Origin of the sequence: Paenibacillus helianthi (assembly GCF_001909055.1) — a bacterium.
Lineage (GTDB): Bacteria > Bacillota > Bacilli > Paenibacillales > Paenibacillaceae > Paenibacillus_AQ > Paenibacillus_AQ helianthi.
Genome location: NZ_LVWI01000002.1, coordinates 19,007 through 33,775, shown reverse-complemented (window position 1 = coordinate 33,775; position 14,769 = coordinate 19,007). Strand labels below are relative to the sequence as shown.

At 51.3% G+C, this 14,769-nt stretch carries 9 protein-coding genes; 6 read left to right on the top strand and 3 right to left on the bottom strand.

Going from position 1 to position 14,769, the window contains the following annotated elements; genetic code table 11:
- Positions 1-134: 134 nt before the first annotated feature.
- Both A3844_RS03020 and A3844_RS03015 read right to left on the bottom strand, forming a co-directional pair.
- Complete coding sequence (locus A3844_RS03020) at positions 135-1,745, bottom strand: response regulator transcription factor (RefSeq protein ID WP_074106585.1); 1,611 nt, start codon at positions 1,743-1,745, stop codon at positions 135-137.
- A 13-nt stretch (positions 1,746-1,758) separates the two neighbouring features.
- Positions 1,759-3,480 (bottom strand): cache domain-containing sensor histidine kinase, encoded by a 1,722-nt coding sequence (locus A3844_RS03015; protein ID WP_074106796.1) that lies wholly within the window; start codon positions 3,478-3,480, stop codon positions 1,759-1,761.
- Between the two features lie 315 nt (positions 3,481-3,795).
- Here A3844_RS03015 and A3844_RS03010 point away from each other — a divergent pair, with 315 nt between their 5' ends.
- The 5 genes from A3844_RS03010 to A3844_RS02990 all read left to right on the top strand — a co-directional run bounded on the left by A3844_RS03010 (position 3,796) and on the right by A3844_RS02990 (position 10,824).
- On the top strand, positions 3,796-5,400 hold the full coding sequence (locus tag A3844_RS03010) for an extracellular solute-binding protein (protein ID WP_074106584.1): 1,605 nt from the start codon (positions 3,796-3,798) through the stop codon (positions 5,398-5,400).
- Between the two features lie 383 nt (positions 5,401-5,783).
- Positions 5,784-6,707 carry an ABC transporter permease gene (locus A3844_RS03005; RefSeq protein WP_074085432.1) on the top strand — a complete coding sequence of 308 codons (924 nt, stop codon included), beginning with the start codon at positions 5,784-5,786 and terminating at the stop codon, positions 6,705-6,707.
- Between the two features lie 16 nt (positions 6,708-6,723).
- Positions 6,724-7,650, top strand: a complete 927-nt coding sequence (locus tag A3844_RS03000) for a carbohydrate ABC transporter permease (protein WP_074106583.1) — start codon at positions 6,724-6,726, stop codon at positions 7,648-7,650.
- A gap of 36 nt (positions 7,651-7,686) precedes the next feature.
- Positions 7,687-10,104 carry a glycoside hydrolase family 31 protein gene (locus tag A3844_RS02995; RefSeq protein ID WP_083606661.1) on the top strand — a complete coding sequence of 806 codons (2,418 nt, stop codon included), beginning with the start codon at positions 7,687-7,689 and terminating at the stop codon, positions 10,102-10,104.
- Positions 10,105-10,305: 201 nt separating this feature from the next.
- Positions 10,306-10,824 carry a hypothetical protein gene (locus A3844_RS02990; protein ID WP_074106582.1) on the top strand — a complete coding sequence of 173 codons (519 nt, stop codon included), beginning with the start codon at positions 10,306-10,308 and terminating at the stop codon, positions 10,822-10,824.
- 147 nt (positions 10,825-10,971) lie between these two features.
- On the opposite strand, the gene A3844_RS02985 is transcribed toward A3844_RS02990, so the two are convergent.
- The gene (locus A3844_RS02985; protein ID WP_074106581.1) at positions 10,972-11,898 is read right to left on the bottom strand and encodes an AraC family transcriptional regulator; all 927 of its coding nucleotides are present in this window, start codon (positions 11,896-11,898) and stop codon (positions 10,972-10,974) included.
- 154 nt (positions 11,899-12,052) lie between these two features.
- On the opposite strand from A3844_RS02985, the gene A3844_RS02980 reads away from it, so the two are divergent.
- Positions 12,053-14,719 carry a glycoside hydrolase family 78 protein gene (locus tag A3844_RS02980; protein ID WP_074106580.1) on the top strand — a complete coding sequence of 889 codons (2,667 nt, stop codon included), beginning with the start codon at positions 12,053-12,055 and terminating at the stop codon, positions 14,717-14,719.
- Positions 14,720-14,769: the final 50 nt, after the last annotated feature.

Sequence of the window (14,769 nt, the reverse complement as noted above, 5' to 3'; positions counted from 1 at the left end):
AAGTTTGATGTACATAATGTATTATAAACCATTCATGGCGTCAAGTTTATTATACATTTTACAATTTCTCAATGAAAAATCAGACAAAAAAAAGAGGCCAGGCCTCTCTCAGATAAACTATTAACCCTACATTCTCATCCTACAGGCTGGCTGTGCTGCTCCTTTTTATACTCGTTAGGAGACAGGCCGACCTCTTGCTTGAACAGCTTGGAGAAATAGGAGTAGTTGGTGTATCCCACCTTGCTCGCAATGGTGTACACAGACAGCCGGGTGGTCTCCAGCAGCAGCTTGGCGGCGGCGATCCGGACCTGAATCACATAGCTGCCCAGGGCAATGCCGGTTTCTTTCTTGAACAGCCGGGCGAGATAATCCGGGTTCAGATAGACAATCTCCGCCAGATCGTTTCGCGTCAGCTCATCCCCGTAATGCGTATGAATATACTGCTTGATCTCTTCGGCAACCGATTGGGGCTGTGCGGTGAGATCCCGGTATTTCATGGCGGTATTCACCAGGTAATCCAGGTATTCCTGCATGTCCTCGATGGACGTCAGAGACTGCAGCTGCAGGCGGTCATTCGCCTTACCGCTGTATAATTTATGTACCTGAATGCCTTTCATTTTGAGAAAAGAATACACGAGCTGCACAATATCCAGCCGGAACAGGCTAAGGATGGAGGTGTCGACGGTCCGGTTAACCAGCAGCCCGAGGAGATAACGGCTTACTTCCTCCAGAAAAGCGGCCAGTTTGTTCTGATTCAGCAGCTCTTCCAGATGGGCCAGATTCGGAGGGAGATAGACTGCTTTGCCCTGCTTCTGGTACATTTCCACCGTAAAGGTATGATTTCGGGAGCGTGTGATTTCTTCATCCATCCGGAGCAGGTTTTTCAGAACAGTGCCGATCTCATTCAACTGACCGTGTAAGCCAATATTGCAGCAGACATCGCATTTGAGATAAGGGTTTGTTTTCTGGATCAAGGAGGCACAGATTTCCTCAAGCGTTCCGGTGTCCGGCGCATCGTTCCATTTCAGGATAGCAATCCACTGGTAGTCCTTGATCTCCAGAATACTCTCGATCCCAAAGCCGGGGTGCTGGAACAGCTCAACCAGAACGTTCAGCAGGGCAAAATCAAAGAGATCCTTCTCTTCTTTACCCATGGTGCCATTATAGGGAAAAACATTGAATAACAGCGGCTGCAGCGTGTCGTCCATCTGATAGGAAAGATTCTGCTCTTGGATCGCATGAGTGAGGAAGGACGGCTTGATGGGGGATGAGGTGCTTACACTCACGATCCTGCGCCAGAAATGCTCCAGATTCTTCGATTGGTTCTTTTGCCAATAGTAGCCTTCCTGAATGGCCTTTTCGTTATGCTGCTGTTCGTTGGCGCGTACAATCGCTTTCTGGATAATAAGCATCAGCTTGTCAAATTCAATAGGCTTGAGAAAATATTCGAAGCTTTGCAACTCAATGGCTTTCTGTGCGTAATTGAAGTCGGCATAATTGGTGAGGAGGATGGTTTGAATCGGATACTGATTTTCCCGGATCCAGGCCAGCAGTGAAAGTCCGCTTCCCTGTGGCATTTCAATATCTGAGATCAGAATTTGCACGGAATAGTTCTCCACAATTTCACGGGCTTGGGCAACATTGTTGGCCGTATATACGGTTTCGATATTCAGTGCTGCCCAGTCAATTCTCTTCTGTAAAGCCGCCACTACATAATAGTCGTCATCTACAAGCAGTACGTTCATAGAAATTCTCCATTCATGTTGAAGTACTTGGAAGATCCGGAAGAGTTAAGATGACAGATGCACCACCTCCCTCTATATTGGAGAAGTGGACCACCGCTTTTTTGAAGTACAGGTATTCGAGCCGTTTCAGCGTATTCATAATGCCGATATGTGTCCCTTTGCTCTGATCCAGCGACTGGCCCCGCACCAGCTTCTCGAGAACCTCGGGGGCAAAGCCGGGTCCGCTGTCCGAAATTTGAATCACCGTCACCTGCTCCTCCGCCGCTTCGCGGCGGTGGACCGTCAGTCTGATCTGCACCTCGGGGTCCCGGGAAATCGCATATTTGATGGAGTTCTCTATAAAGGTCTGCAGTACGAGCGGCGGGATCAGCGTATCTTTGGCTGCTTCGTCCTGCCCGATATGATATCTGAAGGCATCCCGGTAGCGGCTTCTCTGGATTTCAAGATATGTGCGGACATGCTCGATTTCATCCTCCAGCCGGACAAAATTCTCACCGCTCTGAAAGGTATAGCGGAAGTATTTGGACGTCGACATCGCCATATTTTCGATTTCCTCGTACATTTGGATCTGGGCCATGCTGTAAATGCTGGTCAGGCAATTCAGGAAAAAATGGGGTTTAATCTGCTGCTTCATATAATCCAGCTGAATGCGCTGTTTCTCCAGCTCCTGCTCATAAATAGCGATTTTGAAGGTTTTGATCTGTTTCACCAGGTCCTTGAACTGTGCGTTAGCCTGCTCCAGCTCGATGATTTTGCTGCTTTTGAAGTCTACAGGCTGGCCTTCTTCACTCAAGTGAGCCAGATTCTCCGAAAAGTTCTGGATCGGGCCAAGCACCCTTTTATTGAAGAAGAGCATCACAGCGCAGATGGTGGAGGTCACCATGAAGAACAGCAAGAGGATCAGCAGCTGGGCAATCATGATTTTCTCAAACGCTCCGAATTGAATGATCATATGGGCACTGAATGTTGTATTGGAAAATTCGCTGCTGATCGTTGTACGTGACTGAAACAGACCTGGCCCCTTAGCCTCCTGCTGCACCAGCTTCCCGCTGGCAGATAAGGGACTTGAGATGCGTGTGCCTTTCTCATCCACCAGTGAAGCATACCCGTTCGCCCCCAGATTAAGCTGGCGTAAAGGGTGGATCAGGTTGTCTGCGGAGATCAGTCCGATCAGATAGCGGTTGTAGTAGGGAACGATATTGATAATATAGTAGTTTCCGTTGACCAGGATGGGTGACCATCTGGAATAAAAATGGGCATACACATCCTTGTCCTCGATATAGGAATTGATCTGCTTTTTTAGCTCCAGATAATCCGTATACGTAATACTGATAGGTGCGCAGTTGAGGAAGAAAGACTGATTTTTCAAATAAAAGAAGAAGTTGAATTGCTGCCCGTAATTTTTTTGCAGCTCCGAAAAACGTTTGTATAGGTTATCGTTTGATTTGATGAACTCGCTGCTGTCCGGATCATAAGCGTTCATCATATTCAGGCTCTCATCGTTCGCAAGCGTCCAGCCCATATAATGATTAATATAAGCAAAATCGTGATTAATACGGTCAATGTACAGCTTGGCGGTATCTTTCAAATAACGTGTGGACTGCTGCTTTACTATGGAAATGGAGGCGAGGCTGATGACAAGGTCCAGCACCAGCACCACTAATGAGACCAGCATCATGATTCGTACATAGTGTCGGATGGGATACGGTCTGTTTCCTGCTGTATTCTTGGTCATGGCTTGCACGCTGAGTCCTTTCCTGCGCTTTCATCTGGATGAAGGCGGTTCTATAGGCTAACAAAGCCATTATAAAACCTCTCGGAGGAATTTACATGCGAAATTCCTGTCAGTCCGCCGCAAAGTCTGGATACTGCCAGCAAAAGTCTGAATACTGTCATCCCTGTCCACAAAAATAAGCCATGTAGTCTTCAAAATAATGTAAGCGGATGCAGAGGTCCGAATACCGCCGCCAAAGGGTCCGGAATGCAAGGACGCCGGGAGCTATCATTAAGCGTGTAAAGCCGATACACACATGAAATGGGGGATCACAGAATGAGTACACACAGTAAAAGCAGATTAATCCCAAAATGGCCGCTGCTGCTTATGTCGGCCGCAATGGTAATGGGAATGGTCGGCTGCAGCGGCAACAAGGAGAATGCGAGTACTCCAAGCGAAGCAAGTAACTTCAACAAGGAAGGACTGCCGATCGTCAAGGAGCCGGTAACCCTGAAGGTGCTGACTGTACGCTGGGGAAGCATGGGGGATACATTCACCCGGAACCAGTGGCTGAAGGATCTGGAGAAGAATTCGAATGTCAAAATTGACTGGCAGGTGATGTCCTCCAATGACTGGGCGGAACAGAAGTCCATTCTGCTGGCAAGCGGTACACTTCCGGATGTGGTTTTGGGAGACCAGACCTTTTCTGACTCCGATATCGTTAACAATTTAAGCTATTTCCGGCCGCTGGATGAGTATATCGATCAATATATGCCCAATCTGAAGGCGGCGATGAAAGAAACACCGGAAATGAAAAAAATCAGCACCTTTCCCGACGGGAAAATCTACTCGTTGCCTACCCGGTTGCCTTCGCGCCCCAAAAGCTCGCGCCAGCCGGTCATCAACAAGACTTGGCTCGACAAGCTGGGTCTGAAGACGCCGGAAACACTGGATGATCTGTACAATGCCATGAAGGCTTTCAAGGAAAAGGACCCGAACGGAAACGGCAAGGCGGATGAAATTCCGTATATTGAAGTCAGCAATGACCTCATCAGTCCATTCGGCATCACGGACCTTAATAGTAATAATATGTTGGTCAAGGACAATAAAGCGATCTACTACCCTACTTCCGATGAGTACAAAGAAGGCCTCAAATGGGAAAATAAATTATACACTGAGGGCTTGCTGGATAAAGAGCTGTTCACCCAGGACGCCACAATGATATCGGCCAAATTCCAGAATCCGGACGCTCCAATCGTCGGCCTCTCGTACCAATGGACACCTGATGCTGTATTCGGCAAATGGAGCGATCAGTATGAGACCATTCCACCAGTGGCCGGACCGGACGGCAACCGCTATACCATCGGCAATCCGATCGGGATGAATCTTAACCGCAATGAGCTGCTGATTACTACATCCTGCAAAAACCCGGAAGTGGCTGCCCGTTGGGCCGACCAGTTCTATACCAATGAAGCCAGTATACAGAATTTCTGGGGAGCGATCGGTACTGTAATCAAGAAGAATGATGACAACACCTACACATTGATGGACCCGCCAACAGGAACCAGTGCCGATGCCTGGTATTGGGACCAGTCGCTGCGCGATTTCGGCCCTAAATATGTAAGCCCGTCTTTTGAGAAAAACATCGTGCTGAGTCCTAACAGTGGTGACGGACTGAAGCTGCAGCTGGATAAGCTGGGCAGCAAGTATGTTACTACGCCTTTTCCTAACGTTATGTATACCTCGGAGGAATTCCAGGAGCTGCCTACGTTGACCACGGACATCGATAGCTATGTGACTACTATGCGTGCCCAGTTCATCACCAAAGGCGGTATTGAAGAGGGATGGGCTGCTTATGTTAAGAAGCTGAACGATATGGGTCTGGAAAAGCTTCTCAAGATCCGTACCGATGCTTATGGCCGCTATATGAACGTGAAATAAACTCCTAAGCCTGAGAAATACAGCGACCCGCGAGGGAGGATAGGAGTCCCGATTCGTGCTTGTCGGACGAAGTGACTGATTGATAGATTCTTCATCGTGTGATAAATGCCGTCCCGCGCCCAGCTTTGTGCAGGACGGCATTTCTGCGCAGGGAACCGGATACGGACGGTGTAACTTATCCTGAATGTCCGGATAACATCAGTGAAAGTCCGGATGAGCTATGGCTTGCCGCTGTTGCCGCCGGCCCCCTTCAAATGCTAGGGGAAGTAGGGGCGGAAAGTCCGGTTAAGACCTTCAATAGGTCCGTAAGGCATGAAAATGTAGCGATATACTGAGGGAACAGAGAGGCTTAGTTTACACAATACTTTTTTAGGAGGGGTTTCATGAAATCCGGTCATAGCCATCCAGGTCGGACCTTGGGACAGATCAAGCGGAACTGGGGGCTGTATGCACTACTGTTTCCGGCAGCGGTCCTTACGTTATTATTCGCGTATAAGCCGATGTATGGGGTGCTTATTGCCTTCAAGGATTATAGTCCAGCGCTTGGAATTACCGACAGCCCTTGGGCGGGCTTCAAGTATTTCGAGAAATTTTTTCACTCGTATCAATTTTCGGCAACGATCAAAAATACACTGATTATCAGCGTTTACAGCCTTATAACCTTTCCCATTCCAATCCTGCTGGCGCTGATGGTGAATCAGATGCGTCCGAACCGGTTCAGACGTTTTTTCCAGACTGTATCCTATATGCCTCATTTTATTTCCACGGTGGTTATGGTGGGCCTGATGATGATTCTGCTCTCCCCAAGCACGGGACTTGTAGGCAATCTGTATAGTCTGTTCGGCAAAGAAGCCCCGGATCTTATGGGCTCAGCCGGCTGGTTCAGCAGCGTGTATGTCTGGTCCGATGTGTGGCAGCATGTCGGCTGGGACAGTATTATCTTCATAGCCGCGCTGTCGGCGGTTGATCCGAGTCTGTATGAAGCTGCAACCGTGGACGGGGCAAGCCGCTGGCACAAGGTCCGTTATATCGACATTCCGATGCTGATGCCTACAGCAATTACGCTGCTGATCCTGCGGGTCGGTGGTCTGCTGGGCGTCGGATTCGAAAAAGTGTATCTGATGCAGAATGACTTGAATGCCACCTCCAGCGAAATTTTATCTACCTATGTATACAAAATCGGGCTGCTAAGCAGCCAGTACAGCTTTTCCTCGGCCATCAACCTGTTCAATACAGTGATTAACTTCATTCTGCTCATTATGGTCAACCAGATATCCAAAAAACTCAGCGAAAACAGCTTGTGGTAGAAAGGGGAACAGCAACATGGGAGTACTACAACAGCCTGCGGCTCAAGAGAAGATAGGGAAGATCAAAAATAACCGCTCCTCGGATACAGTGATGGAAGCCATTATGTATATCATTGCAGCAGTGTTTCTGCTGATTCTGATCTACCCGCTGTTCTTTATTATTATCGCTTCATTCAGTGATCCATCTGCGGTGGCGGGGGGCCAGGTCTGGCTGTTTCCCAAAGGGTTCACACTGGACGGCTACAAAGAACTGCTGCGCCATGAGAACATCTGGATCGGGTACCGGAATACCATCCTGTACACGGTCGTGGGCACCGTAATCGGTCTGGCTGTGAACATCTCTGCAGCCTATGCTTTGTCCCGGAAAGATCTTGTAGGGCGCAAATATATCTCGCTGTTCTTTATCTTCACCATGTTCTTCAACGGCGGATTGATCCCTACATTCCTGACGATCCGCGATTTTCATATGTACAACACGTTTCTGGTGATGGTGCTGCCCTTCTCTGTAGGCGTGTACAACATTATCGTGGCCCGGACTTTTTTTCAGACGAGTATTCCCGGAGATTTGTGGGAGGCGGCCCAGATTGACGGCTGCGGCAACCTTCGCTACTTCGCCAAGGTTGTACTGCCGCTGTCCAAGGCAATTATTGCAGTGCTGGGCTTATGGATTGCCGTCGGCTACTGGAATTCGTATTTCAACGCCTTGATCTACCTCAAAAATCCTAACATGTATCCGCTGCAGCTGATCCTCCGCAACATTCTGATTACCAATCAGATGCAGTCTGGTATAGGTACGGGGGAAGCTGCGCAAATTGCGCTGCGCCTGGCGAATATGATGCGCTACTCCGTCATAATTGTGGCTACGGTTCCGATCATGTGCGTATATCCTTTTGTGCAAAAATACTTCAATCAAGGTGTGATGATCGGTGCCGTGAAGGAGTAGCCTTCACCCTGACATTCTGAGAAAAGAGGTTACAAAATGGAACAAATCCCTCCAAAACAACAACCTTTTCCGGATTACTTGAGGCTCCCTTCGGAGCCTTGTGCGGATCAAGGAGCCGTCATTCAGGGAGAATGCTACCGGCTCACCGTGCTAACCCCGGAGCTGATCCGTCTGGAGTATAGCGGACAGGGAGTCTTTGAAGACCGGGCGACCCAAACGGTGTTGAACCGTGATTTTCCTGTTCCTTCATTCAAGGTCATCGATCATGGGAACAAGCTGGAAGTGGTGACAGACCGTCTGCATCTAACCTATGACAAGCAGCCGTTCTCCCGGCACGGGCTGAGGATTCGGATCAGAAATGCTTCGGGGCATCTAATGAGCGTCTGGTACTTCGGCGATACGCCGCAGGATCTGGGTGGTACAGCCCGCACACTGGATAATGCCGACGGGGCCATCCCGCTGGAGCATGGACTTCTGTCAAGGCAAGGGTATACCCTAATAGACGACAGCCGTTCGCTGCTGCTGGAGGCAGACGGGAGGGTGGAGCCGCGCGGTCAGGAAGACACAGATCTGTATTTTCTGGGCTACGGCCACGATTACCTGCAATGTCTGAAAGATTTCTACCGTCTCTGCGGCCGGACGCCGCTGCTGCCCCGTTATGCCTTGGGCAACTGGTGGAGCCGGTATTACCGGTATTCCGAAGAGGAATATAAAACGCTGATCCAGCGGTTTGCCATCGAGCAGATTCCCTTCACCGTAGCGGTCATGGATATGGACTGGCATCTGGTCCATATTGATCCGCAGTATGGCAGCGGCTGGACCGGCTATACCTGGAACCGTGAGCTATTCCCGGACCCCAAGGGCTTCCTCGGCTGGCTGCATGATCAAGGGCTTCGGGTTACGCTCAACGTCCATCCCGCTGACGGGGTACGGGCCTTTGAAGATCCTTATCTGGCGATTGCGGCAGAGCTCGGCATGGATCCTGAAAAAGGCGATGCCGTGGAATTTGACATCACCGACCCGCAGTTTCTGCTCGCCTACTTCAAGTACCTGCACCATCCGCTGGAGGAAGAAGGCGTGGATTTCTGGTGGATCGACTGGCAGCAGGGCGGGATGACCCGTATCCCCGGACTTGATCCGCTCTGGATGCTGAACCACTACCACTATCTGGACAGCGGGCGGCGTGGGGCGCGCCGGATGACCTTTTCCCGATATGCGGGTCTGGGCAGCCACCGTTACCCGGTGGGCTTCTCCGGGGACACGATTGTCACGTGGGAATCCCTTGATTTCCAGCCTTATTTCACGGCTAATGCTTCGAATGCAGGATATGGCTGGTGGAGCCACGATATCGGAGGCCATATGCTGGGCTATCTCGATGATGAGCTTGCGCTGCGATGGGTGCAGCTCGGTGTGTTTTCCCCGATTCTGCGTCTGCATAGCTCAGCCAGCCCGTTCAACAGCAAGGAGCCATGGCGCTTCAACCGGATGGCCGAGGAGGCGATGAAGGACAGTCTGCGCCTGCGCCACCGTCTGCTTCCCTATCTGTATACCATGAACCGCTATGCCAGCCGGGAGGGGCTGCCGCTCGTCCGGCCGATGTATTACCATCATCCGGAGCAGCATGAAGCTTATGAGGTGCCGAACGAATACTATTTCGGTACAGAGTTGATGGCCTGTCCGATTACACAGCCAGTACATGCTAAGACGGGGGTGGCGGAATTCAAGGCATGGCTGCCTGAAGGAGTATGGATCGATTTTTTCAGCGGAAGAGTGTATGACGGAGGCAGAAGGCTGTCGCTCTACCGCAATCTGGAGCATATTCCCGTGCTGGCGAAGGCGGGGGCAATGGTTCCGATGGCGGACCTGACGGAGTATACCTCATCGGCCGCTAATCCCGGGCAGCTGGAGCTGCGGGTATTTGCCGGAGCCAGCGGCAGCTTTCATCTCTGGGAGGACGAAGGGGATAGTGCCCAAGACCGGGACGAACAGTGGTGCGATACCGGAATTACCCTGGAATGGGGAGAAGCGGCAGTTCTCACGATTCAGCCTGCCCGGGGGAACAAGGCAGCCGTGCCGGAGCGGCGGAGCTGGAAGCTGTACTTCGTAGGCTGTGCCGATACGCAGGTGCAGGTCGTCACTGGAAGCGGGCCGCTTGGGGTTGAAACTGCGTATGATGATGCTGCTCACACGCTGACAGTCACCGTTCCGGCTGTGGCTGTGGCTGAATCCCTGAAAGTAACCCTGGCCGTAGCCCGGATTGCTGCAGGCGATATAGCTAACGAAGTCTTCGCGCTGCTGAACCGCTCGCAGATTCATTTCCAGCTGAAGGAGCAGATCCTCCGGCTGGTGACGGAACTGGAGGTGCCAGCAGCGGTGCTTGCAGCGCTGGCTTCTATGGATCTCGAGCATTCTCTATATGGTGCATTGTGTGAAATCCTGACTGCGCGGCTATAAGGGCGACTATAGGTGTAGGAAGCACCGGAAGTACTAAGGTATGTAGACGGCACGTATGATTATACCTCTCAATGACTTGCACACCTGCGATTATCCATTCTCTCGGCCTTGCTTAGCCAAAGTGTATGGGAAAAGCTCGTCATCACCCGCCGTAAAATGGTAAACTAGCAAGTATAGTATTTTACGGGGAGTGAACTTCTTATGAAAAAGCTTGCTGCCGGCTGTCTTGCCGGTGCGGTACTGATGATTAGTACTCAGGCGATTGGAGCCTCTACAAGTCTAGTAGGCAAGACCATTCAAGCAGAATACACCGTAAACGTATACGGCAAGAAGCTGGCCGACAAGGCCATTGTCATTGATGGAAAAAGCTATGCACCGGTGCGGGCCATCGGAGAGCTGGCAGGCTATAAGGTCTCCTTGTCCGGCAAGACCATAAGTCTGGACGAGAAAGAGATTATATCTTCGTCTTCACTGGCTAAGGCCGAGAGCATCACTATTGGACCCCTGCCCACGATGACACCAGATTCTGCAGTAGCAGTGACCAAAAGCAAAATCAAGGCAATTGACAGCCAAATCGATAATGTAGTCGATAACATTCTGTCCACCAGCAGCAAGCTGAAACTGGATCCGTCCAATACCGAACTGAAGGACAAGCTGGAGGAGTATAAAGCGGAATATGGCGACCTGCTGAAGCAAAAGGATGCGGAGCTGCAGAAATAGGACATAATATCTCATAAAAGATGCCGCCCCGTCATTTCTTTACGATGACACAGGGCGGCTTTTTGACTCACGGCAGCAACCCTTGTTATCTCAGAGCAGCAACCACTCTTATAATCTAATATTATCTGCAGGCCACTGCTATTATTGTCATCCGCTGGGAGTAGCGTCATTGGCGGCTTCTATCGTCTGTGGTTGCGCTCCGGTGCTTGCCGCCTCCTGCCGGTACCCGCCGGGCGGTTTGCCAATGATCCGTTTGAAGACCAGGTTGAACGTTTTGGTATCGTGGTAGCCGACCTGCTCCGCAATGAGCGGAATGGGGGAGTGTAGCTGCTGGATCAGCAGAACGCAGCTCTTTTGAATCCGGACATTTTGCAGGAAATGATGGAAGGTCTGGCCGGTGTGCGTTTTGAACAGCCGCTGAAGATGCCGCTCGCTCCAGTCAAAGGTCCGGGCAAGATGGGACAAGGTAAGGGCTTGGGCATACTCCTGCTGGATATAGTGGAGAATTTGCAGGAATTGCGTCGGTCTGGTCACCGGAAAGTGCAGCTCATCATGCTGTAACCTGTACAGGGTGACAACCAGCTGAATGAACAGGGTCAGCAGATAACTGCCGGAACCGGTCTGCGGGAGATTGTACTCCCGGTGCAGTGAGAGGAAGAGGTTCTCGATGGAACCATTTTGGTCGGTCATGGAGAATGCGGGCACCTGCTGATTCTTGATCTGTTCGAGGTACGCTGCAATCGGTGCATCCGGAATCACGAAAGCAAGGTCATCCAGAAGCGCTGTTGTAAATAAACAATTATAGACGACGAGCGGTTCTTTAAGCGAATGGGGCGACGAAGGCCGGAAAACATGGGAGACGCCAACGGGAATGAAATACAGCTGCCCTCTGCAGGCTTTCTGAACCTCTTGTTCTGTATAATGAAACCCCTTCCCTTCGGCAACGAAGGCCAGCTCGATGAAATCATGGGAATGAAGCGGAAGCTGGTAAGTCTCCGTAGCACGGTTAACATAGAGCAGCAGATTCTTTTGGAAAAAAGCTTCGCCTTTAAGCACATGCTCTGCAGAATTCATCCGTCCATCCCTTTCTTAACGGAACTAAAAGTCCTTATTTCACAGGTGAAATGTCCTTTTCACGGGTCATGCGAAGTCATTTGATTTCTATAATTGTAATAGAAAGCGCTTCGAGATCACAAGATGAATCCAAGAAAAGACGGGGTGGCTATGGATGTTAAAGGTACAAAAATTACGTGTGGAGTATAAGGAGAATCCGGTCGGACTTGATGTGTGCCATCCAAGAATCAGCTGGCAGCTTCAATCGGTGGAGCGGAACGTGATGCAGCAGTCCTATGACATTCAGATTTCCACAGAGCCGGATTTCAGCACTCTCCTGTGGACTTCCGGCAGAGTCTATTCGGATCAATGTACTCATGTGGAGCTGATGGAGCCCGAACTCCGTTCACGGAAGCGGTATTATTACCGCGTGAAGGTGTGGGACCGGGAGAACCGGCATACGGATTGGTCAGAAGCCGCGTTTTGGGAAATGGGGCTGCTGAAAGCGGAGGAATGGAAGGCCGGATGGATTAGCGCCCCGCTTTCTCTGCTGGATGTAGAGGCGGAGCAATGTCCGCTTGTACGCCACACTTTTCACATCGATGGCACTCCGCTTCAGGCCAGAATGTACGTGACTGCCCTGGGTCTGTATGAAATGGAATTGAACGGCTCACGGGTGGGCGACGGTTATATGACCCCGGGCTGGACCAGCTACAATCACCGGCTGCAGGTGCAGACCTATGATATTACGGGGCAGATTGCAGCGGGAGACAATGCGGTGGGTGCCTGGCTCGGGAACGGCTGGTACAAAGGAAACCTGGCCTGGGATAACCGCAAGCATCTGTACGGCGACCGCCCGGCATTGCTGATGCAGATACATCTGACTTTTGCGGATGGGGACGAACAGATCATCACCACCGGTGAACACTGGACGGCTGCCGCCGGTCCGATTCTAATGTCGGAGCTGTATCACGGTGAGACCTATGACGCCCGTCTGGAGCGGAGTGGATTCAGCAGGGCCGGTTATGATGACAGCAGTTGGTCCCGTGTAGAACTTGTCACCCATCCCAAGGAGGTTTTGGTGGCACAGGAGAATGTTCCGGTAAGAAAAATTGAAGAGATCCAGCCGGTTCAGCTACTTAAGACGCCAGCAGGTGAAACCGTACTCGATATGGGGCAGAACATGGTCGGCTGGATGAATTTTACCCTGGAGGCCCCTGGAGGAACTCAGGTACAGCTGCTCCATTTTGAGGTCCTGGATCAAGAAGGAAATGTGTATACGGATAACCTGAGACGAGCCAAGCAGACCGTTACGTACATTGCAAAAGGCGGAGGCCCGGAAAGCTACGAGCCGCGTTTTACCTTCCAGGGATTTCGTTATGTGCAGCTGCTTGGGTTTGGCGCGAACGTAGCTCTGCAGGATTTCACAGGCATTGTGCTTCATTCGGATATGGAGCCTACCGGCTCCTTCACCTGCTCCAATCCGCTGCTTAACCAGCTGCAGCATAATATCCGGTGGGGTCAAAAGGGCAACTTTGTCGATGTGCCGACCGATTGCCCGCAGCGGGATGAACGGCTCGGCTGGACCGGAGATGCGCAAATGTTCATCCGCACTTCCGCGTATCTGATGAATGTAGCGCCTTTCTTCACCAAATGGCTTAAGGATCTGGCAGCCGACCAGCTGGACCATGGGGGTGTTCCGTTCGTGATCCCGAATGTTCTGGGAGAAAATGAGCATTCCTCTGCGGCATGGGGGGATGCTGCGGTCATCTGTCCCTGGACGCTCTACCAATGCTACGGGGATAAGCGTATCCTCGAACAGCAGTACCCGAGCATGCAGGGCTGGGTTGAATATATCCGCCAGCAGGGAAGTGACGAATTTTTGTGGAATACCGGCTTTCATTTCGGCGACTGGCTGGGCCTGGATGCCAAACCGGACAGCTACAGCGGCGCTACGGATACCGATTATATCGCAACGGCTTTCTACGCGTATTCCGTTCAGTTGATGCAGAAGACAGCCCATGTTCTCGGAAAAACAGAAGACGCCCAGCGTTACTCAGAGCTGTACAGCCGTATTGTGACAGCCTTTAACCGGGAATTCATCACCCCCTCCGGACGGTTATCCGTGTCCACACAAACCGCCTGTGTGCTGGCGTTAATGTTCGGGCTGGTGGAAGGAACGGCAAAAGAACGTACCGTAGGCAAACTCCTGAAGCTCTTGGAGGAGAGCAACTATCATCTCACTACCGGTTTTGTCGGTACGCCGTACCTGAATCTTGTGTTGAGTGAGGCGGGGCACACAGATGTGGCTTATCAACTGCTGCTGCAGACGGATTATCCCTCCTGGCTGTATCAGGTGACCAAGGGAGCGACAACCATATGGGAGCATTGGGACGGGATGAAGGAGGACGGCAGCTTTTGGAGCAAGGACATGAATTCCTTCAATCATTATGCGTATGGGGCCATCGGGGACTTTCTGTACCGCCATGTCGCCGGTATTGAGCTGGATGAAGATTTCCCCGGCTACAAAAAATTTGTGATTCAACCGCAGCCGGGCGGAGATTTAACCTGGGCCGCAGCCGAGCTTGAAACGATGTACGGGCGTATCCGCTCGGAATGGAGAACAGCAGCGGATCGGCTGGAGATTTCTGTTTCAGTGCCGCCGAACGCCACCGCTGAGCTGTATCTCCCAAATGCGGGGCTGGCCCAGGTGCGGGAAAGAGATGGATTGCTGGGGCTGGCGACCGGTGTCCATTCGGCAGAACAACTGGGGGATAAAGTGAAGTTAGAGCTGGGCTCGGGCGACTATAGTTTCACTTATGCGGTGGAGCCGCAACTGTAATGAGCTGGAACCACAACCTCAATTAGCCGAGTAGGGATCATGTTATGGGA